Source organism: Hydrogenophaga taeniospiralis (assembly GCF_020510445.1).
In the GTDB taxonomy this organism is placed as follows: Bacteria; Pseudomonadota; Gammaproteobacteria; order Burkholderiales; family Burkholderiaceae_C; genus Hydrogenophaga.
This window is the reverse complement of sequence record NZ_JAHBAG010000001.1, coordinates 1,241,690-1,261,724: the sequence shown is the minus strand read 5'-3', so window position 1 is coordinate 1,261,724 and position 20,035 is coordinate 1,241,690. Positions and strand designations below refer to the sequence as shown.

Here is a 20,035-nt window from a genome sequence, read left to right as displayed (position 1 = left end):
TTCTCCGTTTCGGAACTGGATGCGCTTGGCGACAAATCGCGTCATCTACCCACCAAAATTGCAAAGGAGCAATTAAGTTATCGCCTAAGTAGATCACAAAATCTTGTGTGGGTAAAGAAAAAGGCCCCTGCTCACAGAGAGCAGGGGCCTACTAACAACAAAAATGCGTTAGGGAGGAATTAGAACGGAATGTCGTCGTCCATGTCGTCGAAACCGCTGGCCGGGCGGGCGGCAGCGGGCGCCGGGGCCGGGCGGGCCGCGGGCGGTGCCTGGCGCGGCGCGGCGGCCGGGCGCGAATAACCGCCGCTGCCACCACCACCGCCTTCGTCGCCCCCGCCCATGCCTTCGCGGCCGCCGAGCAGCTGCATTTCGGTGGCGATGATGTCCACGGTGTTCTTTTCCACGCCAGTGGCCTTGTCGACGTAGGTGCCGTATTTCAGGCGGCCCTCGACATAGATCGGACGGCCCTTCTTCACGTATTCACCGGCGATCTCGGCCAGGCGGTCGTAGAAGGTGACGCGGTGCCACTGGGTGTCTTCGATCATCTCGCCACTGTTCTTGTCCTTGCGGCGGCTGGAGGTGGCCACGCTCACGTTGGCGACGGCCTGGCCCGAGGGCAGGTAACGGATTTCGGGATCGCGGCCGCAGTTGCCGACGAGGATGACTTTGTTGACGGATGCCATGTGTGTGCCCTTGGGGGAATTAGCGGGCGGCGCCGGGAACCCGGGCCGCAAAACGGTCAACCATTGTGCCGCAAGTGCCGGCCGCGCCCAATACGCCGCCTGCCGGTATCGGCCACCCCGCCCCGGGCCCTACACTGCCCCCGATGAAAGGCGAACCGGACTTCCTGCAGAACCTGCGCGACGAGATGGGCGACGGCCGGCAATGGCTGGACCGGGGCATCGTGATCGCCTACGCGGTGCTGACCGGTCTGGCGGTGGTGGGGTTCACGCTGCTGGCCGACGCCGCCTTCGGCCTGTACCAGAGCCTGCGCGGTGCCGTCTGGTGGGCGCCACTGTTCTGGACACCGGCGCTCACCGCGCTGGTGGTCTGGAGCATCCGGCGCTGGGCACCGGGCGCGGCGGGTTCGGGCGTGCCGCAGGTGCTGACCGCGCTGGCGCCGGAAACCCCGATCGCCAGCCGCTCGCGCTTCGTGTCGCTGCGGCTCTCGCTGGCCAAGATCGCGGCGGTTGCGGGTGGCCTGCTGGCCGGCCTGTCGATCGGCCGGCAGGGGCCGTCGGTGCAGATCGCCGCGGGCGTGATGCTGCACGCGCGGCGCTGGCTCTCGCCCAAGACCGACATCAGCACGCGCGAGCTGCTGGTGGCCGGTGGCGCCGCCGGCATCGCCGCGGCCTTCAACACGCCGCTGGGCGGCATTGTGTTCGCCATCGAAGAACTCTCGCGCCGGCTGCAGGACCGCAGCAGCGGCCTGATGCTGGCGGCCATCGTGGTGGCCGGCCTGGTGGCAGTGTCGGCGTTCGGCAACCTCTCGTATTTCGGCCGCATTCATGCCGACGGCGTCTCGTGGTGGAACCTGCTCGGCCCCGGTCTGCTGGTGGCGCTGGGCTGTGGCCTGCTGGGCGGCCTGCTCTCGCGCCTGATGCTGGCCTCGTTCACCGGCCTGCCCGATCGCTTCTGTGCCTACCGCCGCAAACGCCCGGTCAGGTTCGCGGCGCTCTGCGGCTTCGTCGTGGCGGTGATCGCCATCGTGAGCGACGGCAACGCGGTGGGCGTGGGCCACCACCACACCCACGCCCTGCTGGACGCGGCGGACAACGGTGGCGAGCACCAGCCGCTGGTGTTCACCGGCCTGAAATTCATCGCCTCCTGGCTCTCGGCCTGGGCCGGCGTGCCCGGCGGCATCTTCGGCCCCAGCCTGTCGCTGGGCGCCGGCCTGGGCGCCGACGTGGCCTGGCTGCTCGACTCGCCGCACGGCCCGGCGCTGATCGCACTGGGCATGTGCGGCTTTCTGGCGGCCGTGACGCAGACGCCGATCACGGCCATGATCATCGTGATGGAGATGACCGATGGCCACAGCATGGTGCTCAGCCTGATGGCCTGCGCGCTGCTGGCCAGCCTGCTCTCGCGCATGATCAGCCGCCCGCTCTACAGCACCATGTCGCTCCTGATGATGCGGTCGCTGCGCGGCGACGCGAACGTGGCACCGCGCGGCAGCGGCCTCGCCCCGTTGGAGGGGTCGCCGGCGCCCACACCGCCCGCAGACCGGTAGACCTCCGGCCGGTCCGCGAACCCGGGCCGGTGCAGGTCCGAAGCTGGCGGAGGCCTGCCGTCACGCAGATGAAACATGACGACGCTAGGGTGACAGGCTCTGTCCGCCCTTCTCACGTTGCCCATGTCTTCCCCGCCAACGACCGCCCCGACCCACAACTCCGATTCACCCACGCGCTTCTGGAACCAGACCGCCGCCCGAACCCATCTCTTCGACGCGTTCTCCGTGATGCTTCCGGAAGGGGAAGCTTTTGTGATGGACGCCGTGACAGAGGCCGCCCAGCACCTGCCCCCGGCCGCCGAACTGCGCCTTGAGTGCGCCCGGTTCGTCAAGGAAGAAGAGGCCCACCAGCGCGCGCACCGGCTCTACAACGCACGGCTCGAACAACAAGGCCACGGCGTAGCGGCCATGGAAGCGCGCATCGCCCACGATCTGGGCAGCATCAAGACCCGCCTGTCGGCGGACCAGCGCCTGTGCCTGGCGGCGGCGTTCGAGCACGTCACCGCCACCATTTCAGCGGTGGCCCTGCGCAGCGAACGGGTGCTGACCGCAACCCCCAACGCGCAAACGCGTCTGTGGCGCTGGCATTGCGCCGAAGAGATGGCCCACCTGGGCGTCACGGTCGAGCTGATGGCGGCGCGGGACTTGTCTTATGGCGCGCGGGTGGGCTGGTTTCTGGTGGCCTCGGCCGTCATGCTGGGCGATGTGCTGCGCCACATGCGGACCTTCTACCGGCACGACGTGGCGACGGGGCGCCTGAGCCCATCGCGGTTCTGGGCCTCCAGCCTCGCCTCGGCGGTGCAGGCACTCCCCGACCTGTGGTCCGCCGGCCTGGGTTGGGCGTCGTACCTGCTGCCCAGACGCTGGTCGATGGCCAAGGCGGCATCGGCGCCGATCACCGTTCGTGAGCTGCGGCCCGCCGACATCCCGGCCCTGATGGCGCTGGAACACGCGTGCTGGACCGCGGAGCAAGCCGCGCAGGCATCGGACCTGCTCGACCGCATGCGCCGCCACCCCGGCCATTGCCTGGGCGCGTTTTGCCCGCGCACCGGCAAAGCCCTGGCCTCGCTGTTCATGAAACCCACCAGCATCCACGCCATGTCGCAGGCCAGGACATGGCGCGACTGCGTCGAGGGCAACCCGGCGGGCACCACCGCCGGGCCCGGCAATGCCCTGTTCGGCATCAGCCTGAGCAGCATCGATCCGGCGGCCGTGAAAGCGATCTTCGGGTACTTCTGGCCCCACGCGCTCAAGGGCGGTTGGCGCCACATCTTTCTGGGCTCACCGATTCCCGGCCTGGCGAACTGGCTCCAGCGCCACCCCCAGGGCAATGCCCAGGCCTACGTCCGGCAGCAACGCCGCGGCCTGCCGCTGGACCCCCAACTGCGCTACTACCACGGCAAAGGTTTTCGGCACATCGAAGCGGTGCTGCCGGACTACTTTCCGCATGCCGGCTCGCTGGACCATGGCGTCTTGCTGCGCGGCCAGGTGCCGGGTGCCCGCTGGGCGCCGCTGTGGCGCCGCGTGTCGTTGCGCCACATCCAGTCGATGCAGCGCTGGCTGTCCAGCCTGCCGTGACGCGGCCTCTACCACCGCCCCGCGAATGGGGCGACACACCGCAGCTGTGGCGCGGTGCCGCACGGGACTGGCCCGCCCTGCAACGCTGGACCTTCGCGCACCTGGGCACACTCGACCCCCATCGACCCGTCCAGGTGGTGCAAGGCAACCGCGAAACCGACCCCGCCCGCTTGGTCCACACCACCTGGGGCGAGCACCTGGCGCGGTTGGATCAAGACCCGTGCGCCACCCGCGAACCCGTGGGCCATCTGAAAGAGTTCGATCTCCTGAAGCACTTTCCGGCCTTGCGCGACGACCTCGACCCCAGCGCGCTGTTCCCGCCCGGGTCGGTGGTCTCGCACCAGGCCTGGATCGGGCCCGCCCACGCGCGCACCGGTCTGCACCACGACCTGCTGGACAACGTGGCCCTGACCCTGCGCGGGCGCAAACGGTTTTACCTGCTGCCGCCGGGCAGCGTGGAAGCGTTGCGCGGGGTGTCGCGCAAGTTCGACCGCTGGGCCAGGCTGTCGGTGCTGGGGGTGGATGCCCTGGCGCAGCGGCTCGAAGCCCAGGGCCTGGCCGCGCCCCGCGTGGTGGACATGGAACCCGGCGACGCGCTGTACGTGCCCCATGGCTGGTGGCATGAGGTCGTGAACCTCGAAGCCAGCGTGCTGCTCAGTGGCTTCTTCGGCAGCCGGCAACGCGTCTGGCGCTGCTGGCTGCAGACCGGTGCCTGGCAGCTCGCGCACAACGCCGGCCTGTGGCGTCGCGGCCATTGCACCTGCCACGGTGGGGCCACGGGTCCGGGCTGAGGTTCAGCGCTGCGCGGCGGGCGCCCGCATCGGCCAGGCCACCACCAGCCAGACCAGCATGGCCAGCGCGCAGGCGGCGAACAACCCGGTGGCGCCGTGCGCCTGGGCCAGCCAGCCGCCGACCGCGCCGCCCACAAAAAAACCGACCGACTGCAGCGTGTTGTAGACCCCCAGCGCCGCACCGCGCGCATGCGCCGGCGCCAGCTTCGAGACCAGGCTGGGCTGGCTGGCTTCGAGCGTGTTGAAGCCGATGAAGAAGACGAACATCAGCCCGCCCAGCGTCCACAGGCCCGGCGCCGCGCCGCTGCCGGCCAGCCACCACAGGCCGATCTGCACCGCGCCGATGAGCGCGATGGCGATCAGGAAGGCCGTGCGCAGATGGCCCTTGCGCTCCATGGGAAACAGCACCCCGCCCATGACCAGCAGCGAGGCCGCCACCGCCGGCAGGTAGACCTGCCAGTGATCGGGTTTGGCCAGCCCGGCCTGCACCAGCATGGCGGGCACGGCCATCCACATGGCGAGCTGCACCGCGTGCAACACGAACACGCCCAGGTTCAGCCGCAGCAGACCCTTGTCGCGCAGCACCAGGCCCAGCCCCGCGCCCTTCACCTGCGCGATGTCGGCCGGCTTGTGCACACGCGGCTCGGGCGGCGCGACCCAGATCACCACCGCGATGCCGGCCAGCGCGAGCACGCTGGTCAGGCCGAAGATGCCCGCCAGGCCGACCCAGCCCGCCAGCAGCGGGGCGATCACCAGCGAGAGCGCGAACATGAGTGCGATGCTCGCACCCACCATCGCCATGGCCTTGGTGCGCACGCTGTCGCGCGTCACGTCGGCCAGGAAGGCGGTGACGGCGGCCGAGATCGCGCCCGCGCCCTGCACCGCGCGGCCGATGGAGAGCCAGGTGAGGTCGGGCGCCCAGGCCGCGATGGCGCTGCCCAGCGCGAACACCAGCAAGCCGGCCACGATGGTGGGTTTGCGGCCGAAACGGTCGGAGGCCAGTCCAAACGGAATCTGCAGGAAGGCCTGGGTCAGGCCGTACAGCCCCATCGCCAGCCCGACGCGGCCCGCGTCATCGCCCCCGGGCAGGCGCGCGGCCTCCAGCGCGAACACCGGCAACACGATGAACAGCCCCAGCATGCGCAACGCGAACACCAGCGCCAGCGCACCGCTGGCACGGCGCTCTTCGGGCGTCATGCGGGTGGCAGTGATGACTGAAGTGGCGACTGGGGTAGATGAGATCACTTCGGCGTTCAGGTAAGGAGACAAGGAGCAAGGCAATTATCGTCACCGTGCTGTCAAGCCGGTCCGCAAAGGCCATTCACGCCTCTATCTCACAGCCTTCAACAAAGCACTCCAGAGCCTCGGAGCATGGGTTGCGCCCCACCTCCCGGCGATGACCAAGCAGACGCCGGAGAGTTTCGCGTCTTGGTATGCGCTTTCTTCAAACTGCTACCATAAGCAGCACAATTTGCAACACATCAAACAGTCAAGTTGCATTTGGCCATAAGCGTTACATCGGTTCGAGCAGCGCATGAACCTCTCTGCCCAGAGGGGCGACAAGTAGGAAGCAGGGAGTGAAAGCAATGCATCTGCCGCTGTGGTCCTTCCACAGGAATCCACCCATGCCTCACAGAGTTGTGGTGGGAATGGGTCTGGCCCTGACTGCAATGTTCCTGAACGGTGTAGGGCATGCCCAGACCTACGTCAAAATCGACCCCCAAGGGCAGCCCCATTGGGCCAGTCACCCGACAGGGCCCGACTACCAGTTCACGCAGATTGGCGCCATAAAACCACCGGTCTCGAATCCAGGCACGGAAGCAAAACGCGACCAACCCCTTGCGCAGCAGCGAGCCTTGATCGAGGCCCAGGCGGTCAGGCCTCTGGTCGAACACATCAGCCAGCGCCATGGCATGGATCCGGCCCTGGTGCTGGCCTTGATCGATGTCGAGTCGTCGTTCAACCCGCGTGCGGTTTCACCCAAGGGTGCGAGGGGCCTGATGCAGTTGATGCCGGACACCGCCAGGGCCTATGGCATGCGAGACCCGCGTGAGTTGCATATCCCTGAGAAGAATCTGGACTTCGGCATTCGCCACCTCAAAGACCTGCTCCAGGCCCACAACAACAATTGGGCGCTCACCCTGGCCGCCTACAACGCCGGGCGCAACGCGGTGCAGCGTCATGGCATGCGGATTCCAGCCTACAACGAAACCCTCATCTATGTCCCTTCCGTCCTCGCCCGAGTGGATCGCCACCGTGTGCGGCCGAGCCAACCCGATTGAACCACCCTGCACCATGTATCTCGTTCGCCGCCAACCACATGGATTCACTCTGCTGGAGCTGCTCGTCGTCATTGCAATCATCGGGCTGCTGGCAGCTTACGTCGGACCAAGGTACTTCAAACAGATTGGCAGATCAGAACAGGCCGTGGCCAAGTCACAAATCGAGGGGTTCATGAAGGCCCTGCACACCTATCGCATCGATGTCGGGCAATATCCCTCGACCCAAGAGGGGTTGGACGCGCTCATGCGCCCCCCGGCTGACTCCGCACTGGCGCGCAAATGGAACGGCCCTTATCTGGAGAAGGCAGTCCCGGCAGACCCTTGGTCCCGTCCCTACGTCTACCGCAACCCCGGCTCACAAGAGCAAGACCTTGAGATCATCAGTCTGGGAAAAGACGGTCAACCAGGTGGTGTGGGTGACGCCGCCGATGTGACCAGCCATTGACGGCCCGGCCATGCATGGCAATCGGTATCAGGTGCGTGCCCTCGACTCCGGGCAACGCATCATCAGCCTTGAGATTGACGCCATCGATGAAATCGATGCCCGTCAACAAGCGGTCGCACGCCAACTCACCCCGTTGAGTCTGCGCCCGGTCTCCGCCGCATTCAAGGGTTTAGGAAACCGACCGGCCCATTCGGAACTCAATTTGTTGCTGTTCGTTCAGGAGTTGCATGCCCTGATTGGCGCGGGCCTGGGTATTGCAGAAGCCCTGGAGATATTGCTTGAGAGAGCCCATCGTCCGCAGGGCCAACGGGTCCTGCAGCGATTGTTGTCCCACCTGCAGGAAGGCCAGCGGCTGTCACAAGCCATGCAACACCAGGCTGGTGTTTTCCCCGCACTTCTGGTGGGCATTGTGCAATCGGCGGAGGACACCAGCGATCTCCCCAAAGCACTGCAACGCTACATCCACTACGAAACCCAGCTACAAGGTCTGCGCTACAAGATCATTGGTGCAGCGATCTATCCCATCATCCTGTCGGTGGTCGGGGCGGCCGTCGCCTTGTTCCTTCTGGGTTATGTCGTTCCAAAATTCTCCTCGGTGTACCAAGGGTCGGGGCGCGATCTTCCATGGGCCTCCATGTGGCTGCTCCATGCAGGGGAATGGATAGCCGCGCACCAGGCAATGGCCCTGGTTCTCGTCGGAACCGTCCTCACCCTCGGGGCCATGCACATCGCTCGCTTACGGCGATCGGGTCAATGGTGGCAGGCCCTGAGCATGTTGCCCGGGGCCGCCCCGCGACTCGAGATCCTGGAGCTCTCGCGGCTGTACCTGACCCTGAGCATGCTGCTCGAAGGAGGCATCCCCATTGGTCGGACCATGCAACTCGCGAGCGCGGTCCTGACACCCAAAAGACATGTGGCTTGGGATGCCGTACGGCAACAGGTCACCGAAGGCACTCCATTGACCACCGCCCTGGAGAGCAACGGTCTCTCCACCGTGGTGGCTGCCCGGCTGTTGAGAGTCGGCGAGCGCAGTGGGCAAATGGCGACCATGCTGGGCAAAGCCGCCGCCTTCCATGAAGCCGAAACCGCCCGCTGGATCGACCGGTTCACCAAAGCCTTCGAGCCCATTCTCATGGCCATCATCGGCGTGGTCATCGGTCTGATCGTGATCCTGCTGTACATCCCCGTTTTTGACTTGGCAGGTAGCCTGCAGTGACCGATCCAGCCTCCCCATCCTCCCTCAGTGCCCCCACCCGAACGCCAGACTTTCGGCGTTGCCACGACCTCGCACAACAGCAGGGGCGCCAGCTGCTCGACGTCATATCCTCCGACACAGGGATGTCCGTGCGCCAAGCGTGCGAGGAACTGGCCAGGGCCTTTGGCCTGCGCATGCTGGACAGCGCCGGGCTGCAGGCGCTCGAACCGGCTTTTTCCGCGTGGCCACTGACGTTGGCGCAACAGCGACGTGCGCTCCTCATGTCAGACGCGATCAACGGAAAAATGATCGCCGTCACGACGGACCCCTTTGAGACATCCGTTCTGGTGCAACTCGAACACGCCGCCCAAAGCGCCATCGAGCACGCACTCGCCACGGTCGACGACATCCATGCCTATCTGCACCTGCAGGAGTCCTCCCTTCGCGCCATGGACCAGCTCGGCGCAGAGACAGGGGCAGGGGCAATGGACACCACGGAGCGCTTGTCCGGCGTGCAACTCCTCTCCCTGGCTTCGGTGGCCGAAGCCACCAGCCCGGCCGTCCGGCTGGTCAGCTCTACGCTCTACGATGCGCTGCGCTCTGGGGCAAGCGACGTTCACCTTGAGTGCATGGCTTCGGGTCTCTGCATCAAGTACCGCATCGATGGCGTCCTGGATGAAATCAAGCAAATACCCGGCAAGGAACTGGCCGAACAGGTCATTTCACGCATCAAGGTCATTGCCAACCTGGACATCGCTGAACGACGGGTACCGCAAGACGGCAGCTTTCAGGTTCAGGCGCAGGAACGCCTGATCGACCTTCGTGTCTCCATCATGCCCAGCATCCATGGCGAAGATGCTGTGATCCGGATTCTGGACAAACAAGCGATCGTGGAAGCCCATGGCAGGCTCAGCCTGGACGCCCTCGGATTCGACACCGGGTCCATTGAGTTGCTGAGAGAACTGACCCAGGCGGCCTACGGCATGCTGCTGGTGACCGGCCCCACCGGCTCCGGCAAAACCACCACGCTCTATGCAGCCCTGACCGAGACCCACACCGGACAAGACAAGATCATCACCATTGAGGACCCCGTCGAATACCAGTTGCCCGGGGTTCTGCAGATACCGGTCAACGAACGAAAAGGCCTGACCTTTGCCCGGGGCCTGCGGTCGATTCTTCGCCACGATCCCGACAAGATCATGGTGGGCGAGATTCGGGATCAAGAAACCGCTGAAATCGCCGTGCAGTCAGCGCTTACCGGTCATCTGGTGCTGACCACAGTCCATGCCAACAACGTCTTTGACGTGTTCGGACGGTTCACCCACATGGGGCTGGACCCGTACGCCCTGGCTTCGGCCCTCAATGGCATTTGGGCGCAGCGCCTCATCCGCATCAACTGTCCGAACTGCAGCCAAGCTTACGTCCCCGACGCGGCGGACCTGCGGCGCTTTGCACTCAACGACGAGCAGGCGCAGGCGTATCAATTCATGAAAGGGTGCGGCTGCGGGGACTGCCGCGGCACCGGCTACCGGGGCCGTCGCGCCATTGCGGAAATCCTGCTGCTGGACGACGAACTGCGCGAACTGATTGTTCAGGGCGCGGCCGTCAAACGGATCAAGGACCACGCAAGACAACGCGGGTTCGCCACCTTGCAGGGCTCAGCCCTCACGCTGGTCAGAAAGGGCCTGACCACATTGGAGGAGGTGCGCCGTGTCACGCTTTCCATCTGATGCCCCTTCGCGGGTGGTCGTCGTCGCCCCCCACTCGACCGCATGGACCGACACCCACGTCGGCAAGCCCATCACATGCATCCCCGGGCACGCGCCGGTTGAGTCCGCCGCATGGGCCGAGCTGCTCTCGCCAAAGGCTTCCAGCCGGACCTTGTGGGTGATCGGCAGCTCGGTCATGCCGTTGTGGCTGCAGCCCGTTCCAGAGGGTGTTCGCAGTCTGACCGAGTTGGCGAGCGTGGCCCGCGCCCATGCCCACCAGCGATTGGGCGCCATGAATCACGAGAGGGATTGGGTCGTGCAAGGAGACTGGCGAGCCGATCGGCCATTTGTCTGCCAGGCGCTGCCACGGACCTTGTTCAGCGCCATGGGCAAGGCGCCGATCGTCAGCTCGCCCTTTTCGCTTGGAGCTGCCCGCCTTGACGCCAGGGGCGTGCGCGACGGCTGGTGTGCCATCACGACGCCGTTCGAAGCCCATATCGTCTACCGGCGCCGTGGCAGGCATCTGCACCTGCGCAGTTGGCGGCTCAGTGGGCAAGCATCCACGCCCCTGATCGAACAGCACCTGGTGGACGAATGGCAGCGCGAGCGCCTGAGAACGGCCTGGCCTGACGAAACCTTGCACTGGCTGCATCTGGGGACGACACACCACCAGACCCCCGGCCAACGCAACCTGTGCTGGGCTGACGAAAAACTGCAGCACGCATGGAACCAAGGCCCGCAGGGCCCCGAAGCAGACCCGCCACCCGATGAGGCGTCCAGCCACCTGCGTGCCGCCGTTCGGTTGCTCAACATGGGAGTCCAGCCTTGAAAAACCACGCCATCCGGTTCGAGGCTTCCCCGTCCCTGCGGATGTGGGGACATGCAAGCCTCCCCCGTCGCCAGTCGATGTCCTGGTTGGTCCTGCTGGTGGCCCTCGCGCTGGCGGGCTGGGCCACCGTGGAAAGCTGGCACGCCCTGGGCCAATTTCGGGCGTTGAGCGACACCGAGTCTGCGCTGCAAACTCAAATCGCCCATGCCGCGACCCGATCAACGCGCGAAGTTTCGAGCACCACCGACCAGGCATCGGAACTGCCGCCAGACACCCGCAAAGGCATCAACCGCGTCATACAGCGACTGAACACGCCGTGGCCCAAGGTGTTCGCCACCATCGAGCAGCTCACTCCCCCCCAGATCGCCATCCTGCGGCTCGAACCCGATGGCCATGGCGTACTGACCATCGAAGCCGAATCCACCTCCATCGACCACGTGATCGCCTATGCGGGCGACCTGGCCCACCAAGGCGTGTTCGGCGATGTCAGTTACCGCCGCCACAGCACCAACGACCAGGACCCGAACAGGCCGGTTCGCTTGACATTCCAGCTCAAGCTGAAGGAAGGCTCTTGAGACTCATCATGCATTGGGGCGCATCCCTTCGCCTGCGCACCGGGGTCTGGCTGTGGCGACACGGTTGGGGCATGCTGTTGCTGGCGGGCGCCGTGGTCATCGCGCTGGCCGCGCATCTGGTGCGGCTGCAGGTGGAGGCCCAGTCGCAGCAGGCCCATGTGCGCATCGGCAAATTGCGAAGCTCGATCGCGACGGCAGCGCGGCAGCCAGCAGCTCCCAAAGCCCCCGCTTCGCCCGATCAACAGACCCTGTCCGCCCTGTATCGCGTCGCCTACCCCCAGGGCGATGTCAATCGCATCATGCGCCAGCTGTACGCCCTGGGCACGCAACACCAGCTGGACCTGCAGCAAGCCGATTTCCGGCAAGACACCCAAGGATTCGGGGGCCTGGTCCAGCAGCAGGTCACGCTGCCCGTGCAAGCCCGGTATCCGCAACTCAAAGCGTTCATGCTGCAAGCCCTGCAGCAGTTTCCCGGTCTCAGCATCGATCAGATCGTCATCCAGCGCGAGAACGTCGCTCAGGATCGCCCGGAGGTCACGCTCAAGCTGTCCATCTGGGTTTCGCCGGGCACCACGGCGCCGACGATCAAGACAACCCAGCCCGGGAGGGGATCTTGAGCACCACCACAAGACCCGCGCCGACAGGCGCGCACCGCCGTTGGTGGCTGTGGTTGCCGCTGCTCGGGTTGTCGGCCCTGCTCGCTTGGCAACCCCCACCGCCCGAGGCGGATGCCGACATCGTGCAACCGGTCGCCGGTGGCGCCCGACCCAAGCAGGACAAGAAGCCGACCACGGACGTGGTGGCGCTGCTGCCCATCCAGGACCGCAGCGCCTGGGCCGCACCCGCAGCGGAACAGGCTACCCAAGGCCCCATCGACCTGTTCGGTCAACACAACTGGACGCCCCCACCCAAGCCACAACCCACGGTCAAACCACTGCCGCCACCGCCGCCGACCGCACCACCATTGCCATTCACCTTGCTCGGCAAGCAATGGAACGGCGCCGCCTGGGAGGTCTATCTGGCCCGAGGGGACCACAGCCACATCGTCCGTGAAGGCAGCCAGTTTGCACAGAGCTACCGCGTTGATCGCATCGCACCACCCCACATGACACTGACCTACCTGCCCCTCGAACAAACCCAGACCCTGTACATCGGAGAAGCCCCATGAAGGCCCCGAGTCGTCTGACCGCACGCTGGACCTGCCAGAGCTTGGCCATCGTTGTGCTGCTCTCGGGCTGTGCGGCGCAATGGGAAAATTTTCAAGGCCAGCGCCTGACCCGCGCCGGGCAGCACGCCGAAGCCGCCCAACGGTTCGAGCAGGCCAGCCAGCTGGAGCCAGACTCCGCCCGCTACCGACTGGCAACCTCCAATGCCAAGGACGCCGCCGCGCATCAAGAGCGCACCCAAGTGCAGCAGGCCCTGGACCGCGGTCAGACCGAGCAGGCCCGCCAGGCACTCACGAGTACCCCCACCACGTCCAGGGCCGCCGGTCGTTCGGGCGACCTGCTGCATGCACTGGAAACACAAGACCGGCACCGGGAGTGGGCTGCCGCGGCCAAAGCCGCCATGGCGCGCAAGGAGTGGGACAAAGCACGCAACCACGTCCGGCAGATCCTGATCGAAGACCCACGCCAACCCGATGCTTTGCGCATCGCCCAGGCGCTTGACAAAGCCGACGCTGACAAACGGGGCGGCAACCGCCAAAACCTCAGCGACGCCTTTCGAAAGCCCATCACCATCGAGTTCAAGGACGCGCCCCTGAAGTCGGTGTTCGAGGTGATCTCGCGCTCATCCGGCATCAACTTCCTCTTCGACCGGGAGGTCAAGCTCGATCAGAAGACGTCGATCTACCTCAGGAACTCCACCATCGACGCCGCCATCCGCCTGACATTGCTCACCAACCAGCTTGAGCAGCAGGTGCTGGACGGCAACACCGTGCTGATCCACCCCAGCACGCAAGCCAAGGTGCGCGAATACCAACCCTTGAAGGTCCGGGTGTTCTATCTCTCGAACGCCGAAGCCAAGACCGTCGCGGCCACGCTCAAGACCATCCTGAAAACGCGCGACCTCGTGTCCGACGACAAGCTGAACATGCTGGTCATGCGCGACACGCCCGAGGCCATTGCCCTGGCCGAAAAGCTGGTGGCGGCGCACGACGTGGCCGAACCCGAAGTGATGCTGGAAGTCGAGGTGCTCGAAGTCAACCGCAAACGCCTGCTGGAGCTGGGCGTTCGCTGGCCCGATCAACTCAGCCTGACCCCCCTGGGCGCCAACGAAAGCGGGCTGACACTGGCCGATCTCTGGAGCGTGGGCCGGGACCGCACGGGCCGGACCATCGGCGCGTCGGTGGGTAGCACGAGCATCAATGCCCGCAAGGTGGACTCCGACGGTGAAATCCTGGCCAACCCGCGCATTCGTGTGCGCAACCGGCAAAAGGCAAAAATCCTGATCGGCGACCGCGTGCCCAACATCACCAGCACGTCCAGCGCCACGGGCTTCGTGGCCGAGTCGATCACCTACGTGGATGTGGGCCTCAAGCTGGACGTGGAGCCCACGGTCTACGTGGACGGCGAGGTGGCGATCAATGTGGCGCTCGAGGTGAGCACCATCGTCGATCAGCTCAAGACCCAGGCCGGTTCGGTGGCCTACCGCATCGGGACCCGCTCCGCCCAGACCGTGCTTCGGCTCAAGGATGGGGAAAACCAGGTGCTGGCCGGCCTGCTCAGCAACGAGGAACGCTCGGCGGCGAACAAGGTCCCCGGGCTCGGGGAGTTGCCTATTGCCGGCCGGCTGTTCGGTAGCCACCTCGACGACGAAAACAAGACCGAGATCGTGCTGTCGATCACCCCCCGCATCCTGCGCAACATCCAGCGCCCGGGCGCATCCACGCTGGAGTTCGACTCGGGCACCGAAGCCTCTCTGGGCGCATCGTTCCCGGCCGGCGCCATTGCCGCTGACGCGCGGGCCGAGCCCGCACGCGGCCCCGCTCTGGCCCCGCCGCTGCCGGGCGCACCCGGCAGCGGTGAAGCCCAGCCAGAAGCCCAGGACCGCGCCGACCCCGCAGGCAACGGCGCCGACCCCGAAACGGGAGCCACCCGCATGCGCTGGCAAGGCCCCAGCCGGGTCCGCAAGGGCGACACCGTCGCGATCCAGCTGGTCCTGCAGTCCGAACAACCGGTGGTCAGCCTGCCGGTATCGGTCGCCTTCGATCCGAAGGCGCTGCAGATCCTGTCGGTCAGCGAGGGCACCCTCTTCAAACGCAGCGGCGGCAAGAGCAGCTTCGCGCACCGGGTGGACCCCGCCGGGCAGGTGGTGTTGACCTCCACCACGGCGGCAGAGAGCGGCGTCAGCGGCTCCGGCGTGGTGGCCACCTTCAATGTGCGGGTGTTGAGCTCGTCGCCGCCCGAGACCGCGTTGGGCGTGACGGCGGCAGCGCCCGTGGGCTTGCAGAGCGCGACCCTTGAGCTGCCACCACCACCGCCCATGAAGCTTGTGGTGACCCCATGATCTGGGCCCCACCGCCCCTGGCCGCGGTGCCACACCCGGCCGCAGGCCCGCGCCCTTCCCGCGGCTTCACCCTGATCGAACTCATGGTGACCCTGGGCATCCTGGCCGTGCTGGCCACCCTCGTGGTGCCCACGGCACAGGTCGTGGGGCAGCGGCACAAGGAACAAGAGCTTCGGCTGGCCCTGCGAGAAATCCGCGACGCCATCGACGCCTACAAGCGGGCGGTGGATGAAGGCCGGATCACCCGGCAAGCCGGTGACACCGGCTACCCGCCCGATCTGGACATTCTGGTCGACGGAGTCGAGGACAGGCGCCACCCCAAGCGCACAAAGATGTACTTTCTGCGGCGCATTCCGCGCGACCCATTCCACGCCGATGCACAGGCGTCAAACGCCGACACCTGGGGCCTGCGCGCCTACGCCAGCGACGCACAGGACCCCCAGGCCGGCGACGACGTGTACGACGTGTATTCGCGCTCAGAACTGGTCGGACTCAATGGCGTGCCGCTCAAGGCGTGGTGAGTCATGACCGGCCGGCCTCTCACCCCATCGCATCGCCGCCACGGCTTCACCCTGATCGAGCTCCTGGTGGTGCTGGCCATCGTGGCCACGCTGCTCATGCTCGTCTCGCCCCGGTACACGCGGCAGATCGACGTATCCAAGGAAGCCACCCTGCGGGAAAACCTGCGGACCGTGCGGCAAGTCATCGACAGCTTCCACGGCGACAAAGGCCGCTACCCGGAAAGCCTGGAAGAGCTGGTTGAAACCCGGTACCTGCGGGCCCTGCCGGTGGACCCGATCACCGAATCCGCCACCACCTGGCGCGTGGTCGAAGTCCCCGACGGCCAGGAGGGCCAGGTCTACGACATCCACAGCGGCGCGCCGGGCACCGCGCGCTCCGGAGAGCCATATGCGGACTGGTGAACGCGGATTCGCCTACGTCTTGCTGCTGGTGGCGGTGGCTATCGTGGCCGCCACCGGCGCCAGCGCGCTCTCACGCGGCAGCGCCATGGGCCAACGCAGCGCCGAGCGCGAGCTGCTGTACGTGGGGCAGGCTTTTGAAAACGCGCTGCACAGCTATGCGGGGGTGCGCCCGCCGGGCGAAAACACCCCACGGGCGCCCACGCCGCTGACGCTGGCCGGCCCGATGGCGCTTGAAGACCTGCTCAAAGACCCCCGCACACCCGGCCTGCGGCGCCACCTGCGCAAGCTCTACGCCGACCCCATCACGGGGCAGGCGCAATGGGGGCTGATCCACGACGCAGCCGGGCGCATCGTCGGCATCCACAGCCTGTCGGAACGCCCTCCGCTGAAGACCCATGGCTTCGACGCGGCCCACGCCCGCTTCGAGCAGGCGCAACGCTACAGCGACTGGGTGTTTGGCCTGCCTGCGGCACAGGTGGCTGGGATGCCGGCTTTGCGGGCGCCCTGAGTTTGGGCAGGGGTCAGGGGTCAGGGGTCAGGGGTCAGGGGTAGCTTTGGCTTTCGGCGCTCTTCGATTCTGGGTGTTGCACTTCGGATTAGAGCCCGCCCACCCTTTGTAACAAGTGTTCAGTCTGAAATCCGCAACTGGCGAGCTAGTCCATCAGCAATCGCAGCAAGATCCTCGTGGGCCTTGCGACCGAGACTGGGATCCTCACGGTAAAGATGATCCATGAGGTCTCCATCCGTTCTGAACCGCCCCGAATTCTCCAGTTCTTGGACCTGCGTCGGCAGTAGCACCCAGTTCCTTTCTGAGAACCTCAGTGTCCAGTGCACGTTGCCCGAGAAGGCGTTCAGTACAAAGCGAAGCGCGTTAATGATGCGATTGGCCACTTCATCAGCTGCGCCGGCCGACTTAAACCGCCACACGGTGATCGGCACGTGGGTCGTAACACCATCCGCCTCTGCCCTTCCATACCGAAACCATTCCAAGTCGATGACCTTCTCGATCACATCAATGACTTCTCTGCCAGTGGCTTTCATTTGACTACCGCTCCTGGATTGAGGTCTTGAATCATTCGCGTCCAGTCACCCTTCGGAACTGCTGAGTTGCTAAGTCGCGGATCGTAGATGTATTTACCGTCCGTGAAGACCTCGTGGTATTTGAAGCCACCGTCGATCTTTCCGTACTCCATCAAGCGCAAATCACTACCACCTTGACCCGTCACCCGCAGTATCCGCCCTTCACCAGCCGTAGCTCGCAGAGCACTGGCAATCTCGGAGCAGTCCGTCCCGCTACAGATCCGTAGGCTATTCATTTTCTCGACCACGGCAGCATTCGGCGGATGCAGTGCGTTGGCTGCTCTGAACGGTTTGTCTATGCCCGGAATGCCCTTTGTGGCGCTTACACCCTTTGCAACACCAGCCCCGCCCTTAAAGAAAAACCCGGCACCACCTATTGCACCCGCTCCTGCAGGGCTGCCTTCAAGGACTTTAAGAGCAGTTTCTCCGGGAGTCGCAGACTGAAAGCCCGCAAGGGACATGCTCCACCAATTTGCAACCCAGACTTTTACTTCCTCAGCACTGTTCCCATCCGGATCCAGATACTTCACCGGATTGTTGTTGCCATACGCATACCGGTTGAAGCTGTTCAGATTGTCTTCCTGGAAGCCCACCGGGTCCACGCCCATGAAGCGGCCCACCGCCGGGTCGTAGTAGCGCGCACCGAAGTACTGCAGCCCCGTGCTCGCATCGGCTTGCTTGCCATGGAACCACTGCCCCTGCCCCTCGCTGCCGGGCTGCTGCAGTTGGCGCTCGCCGTAGGCCTGGTAGTTCTCTTTCCACACGATGTTGCCGTTGGCATTCGTCGCCGCCAGCGGGCTGCCGCTGATGTCGGTGTGGATGTAGGTGATTTCAATGGGGCCACTGCTCACGGTCACGGTTACCGGCGCACTGGTGGTCGTGGCCCCCTGGTTGTCGGTGGCTACTGCGGTGAGGCTGTAGCTGCCTGCGGCCACGCCGGTCCAGCTGTAGGCGTAGGGCGCTGTGGTGTCGGTGCTCAGCAGGGTGGCGCCGTTGTAGAAGGCCACGCTGGCGACACTGCCGTCGCTGTCTGCTGCGTTGGCGGTGAGGGCGATGCTGGCCGGGGCGGTGAAGCTGGCTCCGGTGAGTGGCGCGGTCAGGTTGACCGTGGGCGGTGTGTTGGTCGCCCCCACGGTCACGCTCACCGCCGCACTGGTGGTCGTGGCGCCGCTGTTGTCGGTGGCCACGGCGGTGATGCTGTAGCTGCCGGCCGCCACGTTGCTCCAGCTGAAGCTGTAGGGCGCGCTGGTGTCGCTGCCCAGCAGGGTGGCGCCGTTGTAGAAGGCCACGCTGGCCACTGTGCCGTCGCTGTCTGCTGCGTTGGCGGTGAGGGCGATGCTGGCCGGGGCGGTGAAGCTGGCGCCCGTTGTTGGGCTGGTCAGTGCAACGGTGGGAGGCTGATTGACTGCGCTTACCGTGGCGCTCACAGCCGCACTGGTCGTGGTCGCTCCGTTGTTGTCGGTGGCTCTGGCGGTAAGGCTGTAGCTGCCGGTTGGCACATTGGCCCAGCTGAAGCTGTAGGGCGCTGTGGTGTCCGTGCCCAGCAAGGTGGCGCCGTTGTAGAAGGCCACGCTGGCGATGCTACCGTCGGTGTCTTCGGCTTGTGCGCTCAGCGTGATGCCGGCCGGGGCGGCGAAGCTGGCGCCAGTGGTGGGGCTGGTGAGGGCCACCGTGGGGGCCTGGTTGGCTCCCAGCACGTAGTAGCCGATGCCTTCGTACTGGTAGTTGGGCAAGTTGGCCACCACGTAGTTTTTCTCACTTTCGCTGACCGTGTAGAAGTGAAACCCGCCCGAGGCCACGTAAAAACGGTACAGAGCCCTTCGGCCTGAACCCGCAAGCTTGCTGGCGTAGTAGGCAACACCTTCGAGCTGCATGAAGGGTGCGTTGGCCACCAGGTGGTCTTTCTCGGACTCACTGATGGTGTAGAAGTGAACCCCAGTGGACGGGTTGTAGAACCGATAGACCGGATCGAGCCCGCTGGAGGCGGTGCTGCTGACTTCGAAGGCGATGCCTTCATAAGCCATCTGCGGCATGGTCGCCTGAATGTGGTCGCGCTCACTGACGGAGGTCGTGAAGAAGTGCGCACCGGTCTGACTGTTGTAGAAGCGGTATACCGGCACGCGCGTGATGCTGCTGGCCGACACAGTGCTCTTGGCCTGCACACCCTCTTGCGCCGCAGAGAGTTCTTGCTGATTGAGGCGCTGGCCTTCGCTGAAGATGAGGCGCGTGGCCTCCGTCGGCGCGGCCGATGCCTGCGCTGGCACAACACCCAGTGCCGCAGCCAGCACAAGGCTCATGCCCAACAGGGCCGACTTGAGAATTCGGGACGCGCGCGGATGCTGGGTCATTCTTGAAACTGCTCGGTTGGGCTGTCAATCAAACGGATAGGACCTCTTGACGGCGCGCTGCGGCATCAAAAGCGGCACTCGGTGGGACCTTGGCTCGGTGAAAGCCACCGCTTTCCAGCGGCGGCTTCAGTTCGGTGGATGGGTCGGACGAAGTGCCCCTTAAACCGGCGGGTTTCCGGTCAAGTGGATCCATTCTTCGAAAGCCAAATCCCCGTGCAATTGGGTGTTTGGCTTGGTTGGCGCAGGCTTATCTGCAAACCCCGCCTCGGTCCGGTGATGTACCAGGTTTGCAGCGCATGGACTGCCTTTCAGCGCGTGCCGGCACCCTTGAGGCGCTGGCACTTCTGGATGACTCCCCGTTGCTCGCATCGGAGGTCGCAGACATCTCAACGGGGCCTCTTGTCGAACTGGGTCTGGCCATGTCCATTGCTTGAGGGATTTCAGCAACAGGGAGTTGCCTCATGCCATTCACCGCCTGGGCCCGTGATGCGCCGGCGAACGACAACAGGCCCGCCAAGAGAATTCCGTGTGGCAAGTATTTCA

The 20,035-nt window shown here is 65.3% G+C and carries 19 protein-coding genes; 15 read left to right on the top strand and 4 right to left on the bottom strand.

All coding sequences use genetic code 11. The features are described from left to right. Window positions 1-179: 179 nt before the first annotated feature. On the bottom strand, window positions 180-683 hold the full coding sequence (gene ssb / locus KIH07_RS06200) for a single-stranded DNA-binding protein (protein ID WP_226491135.1): 504 nt from the start codon (window positions 681-683) through the stop codon (window positions 180-182). Window positions 684-826: 143 nt separating this feature from the next. Here ssb and KIH07_RS06195 point away from each other — a divergent pair, with 143 nt between their 5' ends. The 3 genes from KIH07_RS06195 (at window position 827) to KIH07_RS06185 (ending at window position 4,599) form a co-directional block, all read left to right on the top strand. Next, window positions 827-2,230, top strand: a complete 1,404-nt coding sequence (locus KIH07_RS06195) for a chloride channel protein (RefSeq protein WP_226491134.1) — start codon at window positions 827-829, stop codon at window positions 2,228-2,230. Window positions 2,231-2,353: 123 nt separating this feature from the next. Continuing rightward, complete coding sequence (locus KIH07_RS06190) at window positions 2,354-3,808, top strand: metal-dependent hydrolase (protein ID WP_226491133.1); 1,455 nt, start codon at window positions 2,354-2,356, stop codon at window positions 3,806-3,808. Continuing rightward, entirely contained in the window at window positions 3,805-4,599 is a 795-nt protein-coding gene (locus tag KIH07_RS06185) for a cupin-like domain-containing protein (RefSeq protein ID WP_226491132.1), read from the top strand. Before KIH07_RS06190 ends, KIH07_RS06185 begins: the two co-directional genes overlap by 4 nt. Window positions 4,600-4,602: 3 nt before the next feature. Here the strand turns inward: KIH07_RS06185 and KIH07_RS06180 are convergent, their stop codons facing one another. After that, entirely contained in the window at window positions 4,603-5,796 is a 1,194-nt protein-coding gene (locus KIH07_RS06180) for an MFS transporter (RefSeq protein WP_226491131.1), read from the bottom strand. A gap of 389 nt (window positions 5,797-6,185) precedes the next feature. Here KIH07_RS06180 and KIH07_RS06175 point away from each other — a divergent pair, with 389 nt between their 5' ends. The 12 genes from KIH07_RS06175 to KIH07_RS06120 all read left to right on the top strand — a co-directional run bounded on the left by KIH07_RS06175 (window position 6,186) and on the right by KIH07_RS06120 (window position 16,572). Next, a complete protein-coding gene (locus tag KIH07_RS06175) occupies window positions 6,186-6,881 on the top strand; it encodes a lytic transglycosylase domain-containing protein (protein ID WP_226491130.1) in 696 nt (231 codons plus the stop codon). Between the two features lie 13 nt (window positions 6,882-6,894). Next, entirely contained in the window at window positions 6,895-7,326 is a 432-nt protein-coding gene (gene gspG / locus KIH07_RS06170; protein ID WP_226491129.1) for a type II secretion system major pseudopilin GspG, read from the top strand. 10 nt (window positions 7,327-7,336) lie between these two features. Beyond that, window positions 7,337-8,542 carry a type II secretion system F family protein gene (locus KIH07_RS06165; protein ID WP_226491128.1) on the top strand — a complete coding sequence of 402 codons (1,206 nt, stop codon included), beginning with the start codon at window positions 7,337-7,339 and terminating at the stop codon, window positions 8,540-8,542. Between the two features lie 122 nt (window positions 8,543-8,664). Next, window positions 8,665-10,251, top strand: a complete 1,587-nt coding sequence (locus KIH07_RS06160) for a GspE/PulE family protein (RefSeq protein WP_264181803.1) — start codon at window positions 8,665-8,667, stop codon at window positions 10,249-10,251. Continuing rightward, window positions 10,232-11,059, top strand: a complete 828-nt coding sequence (locus KIH07_RS06155; RefSeq protein WP_226491126.1) for a hypothetical protein — start codon at window positions 10,232-10,234, stop codon at window positions 11,057-11,059. Before KIH07_RS06160 ends, KIH07_RS06155 begins: the two co-directional genes overlap by 20 nt. Further along, window positions 11,056-11,634 carry a hypothetical protein gene (locus tag KIH07_RS06150; RefSeq protein WP_226491125.1) on the top strand — a complete coding sequence of 193 codons (579 nt, stop codon included), beginning with the start codon at window positions 11,056-11,058 and terminating at the stop codon, window positions 11,632-11,634. The genes KIH07_RS06155 and KIH07_RS06150 overlap by 4 nt, the downstream gene beginning before the upstream one ends. 71 nt (window positions 11,635-11,705) lie before the next feature. Continuing rightward, a complete protein-coding gene (locus KIH07_RS06145) occupies window positions 11,706-12,251 on the top strand; it encodes a hypothetical protein (protein ID WP_226491124.1) in 546 nt (181 codons plus the stop codon). Beyond that, window positions 12,248-12,802 carry a hypothetical protein gene (locus KIH07_RS06140; RefSeq protein WP_226491123.1) on the top strand — a complete coding sequence of 185 codons (555 nt, stop codon included), beginning with the start codon at window positions 12,248-12,250 and terminating at the stop codon, window positions 12,800-12,802. Before KIH07_RS06145 ends, KIH07_RS06140 begins: the two co-directional genes overlap by 4 nt. Next, a complete protein-coding gene (locus KIH07_RS06135; RefSeq protein ID WP_226491122.1) occupies window positions 12,799-15,141 on the top strand; it encodes a secretin N-terminal domain-containing protein in 2,343 nt (780 codons plus the stop codon). Before KIH07_RS06140 ends, KIH07_RS06135 begins: the two co-directional genes overlap by 4 nt. Beyond that, window positions 15,138-15,662, top strand: a complete 525-nt coding sequence (locus KIH07_RS06130) for a type II secretion system protein (protein WP_226491121.1) — start codon at window positions 15,138-15,140, stop codon at window positions 15,660-15,662. The genes KIH07_RS06135 and KIH07_RS06130 overlap by 4 nt, the downstream gene beginning before the upstream one ends. Before the next feature lie 3 nt (window positions 15,663-15,665). Next, entirely contained in the window at window positions 15,666-16,064 is a 399-nt protein-coding gene (locus KIH07_RS06125) for a type II secretion system protein (RefSeq protein ID WP_226491120.1), read from the top strand. Beyond that, window positions 16,051-16,572 (top strand): type II secretion system protein, encoded by a 522-nt coding sequence (locus KIH07_RS06120; protein WP_226491119.1) that lies wholly within the window; start codon window positions 16,051-16,053, stop codon window positions 16,570-16,572. The genes KIH07_RS06125 and KIH07_RS06120 overlap by 14 nt, the downstream gene beginning before the upstream one ends. A gap of 119 nt (window positions 16,573-16,691) precedes the next feature. Here the strand turns inward: KIH07_RS06120 and KIH07_RS06115 are convergent, their stop codons facing one another. Both KIH07_RS06115 and KIH07_RS06110 read right to left on the bottom strand, forming a co-directional pair. Then, on the bottom strand, window positions 16,692-17,105 hold the full coding sequence (locus KIH07_RS06115) for a hypothetical protein (RefSeq protein ID WP_226491118.1): 414 nt from the start codon (window positions 17,103-17,105) through the stop codon (window positions 16,692-16,694). Next, window positions 17,102-19,492, bottom strand: a complete 2,391-nt coding sequence (locus KIH07_RS06110; protein WP_226491117.1) for an Ig-like domain-containing protein — start codon at window positions 19,490-19,492, stop codon at window positions 17,102-17,104. The genes KIH07_RS06115 and KIH07_RS06110 overlap by 4 nt, the downstream gene beginning before the upstream one ends. Window positions 19,493-20,035 lie beyond the last annotated feature (543 nt).

Excerpts from the sequence above, each read along its gene's own strand:
- KIH07_RS06165 (WP_226491128.1), top strand. The coding sequence starts at position 7,337 with ATGCATGGCAATCGGTATCAGGTGCGTGCCCTCGACTCCGGGCAACGC.
- KIH07_RS06145 (WP_226491124.1), top strand. The coding sequence starts at position 11,706 with ATGCTGTTGCTGGCGGGCGCCGTGGTCATCGCGCTGGCCGCGCATCTG.
- KIH07_RS06180 (WP_226491131.1), bottom strand. The coding sequence starts at position 5,796 with ATGACGCCCGAAGAGCGCCGTGCCAGCGGTGCGCTGGCGCTGGTGTTC.
- KIH07_RS06115 (WP_226491118.1), bottom strand. The coding sequence starts at position 17,105 with ATGAAAGCCACTGGCAGAGAAGTCATTGATGTGATCGAGAAGGTCATC.
- KIH07_RS06120 (WP_226491119.1), top strand. The coding sequence starts at position 16,051 with ATGCGGACTGGTGAACGCGGATTCGCCTACGTCTTGCTGCTGGTGGCG.
- KIH07_RS06195 (WP_226491134.1), top strand. The coding sequence starts at position 827 with ATGAAAGGCGAACCGGACTTCCTGCAGAACCTGCGCGACGAGATGGGC.
- KIH07_RS06125 (WP_226491120.1), top strand. The coding sequence starts at position 15,666 with ATGACCGGCCGGCCTCTCACCCCATCGCATCGCCGCCACGGCTTCACC.
- KIH07_RS06190 (WP_226491133.1), top strand. The coding sequence starts at position 2,354 with ATGTCTTCCCCGCCAACGACCGCCCCGACCCACAACTCCGATTCACCC.
- gspG (WP_226491129.1), top strand. The coding sequence starts at position 6,895 with ATGTATCTCGTTCGCCGCCAACCACATGGATTCACTCTGCTGGAGCTG.
- KIH07_RS06130 (WP_226491121.1), top strand. The coding sequence starts at position 15,138 with ATGATCTGGGCCCCACCGCCCCTGGCCGCGGTGCCACACCCGGCCGCA.
- KIH07_RS06175 (WP_226491130.1), top strand. The coding sequence starts at position 6,186 with ATGCATCTGCCGCTGTGGTCCTTCCACAGGAATCCACCCATGCCTCAC.
- KIH07_RS06110 (WP_226491117.1), bottom strand. The coding sequence starts at position 19,492 with ATGACCCAGCATCCGCGCGCGTCCCGAATTCTCAAGTCGGCCCTGTTG.
- KIH07_RS06160 (WP_264181803.1), top strand. The coding sequence starts at position 8,665 with ATGTCCGTGCGCCAAGCGTGCGAGGAACTGGCCAGGGCCTTTGGCCTG.
- ssb (WP_226491135.1), bottom strand. The coding sequence starts at position 683 with ATGGCATCCGTCAACAAAGTCATCCTCGTCGGCAACTGCGGCCGCGAT.
- KIH07_RS06135 (WP_226491122.1), top strand. The coding sequence starts at position 12,799 with ATGAAGGCCCCGAGTCGTCTGACCGCACGCTGGACCTGCCAGAGCTTG.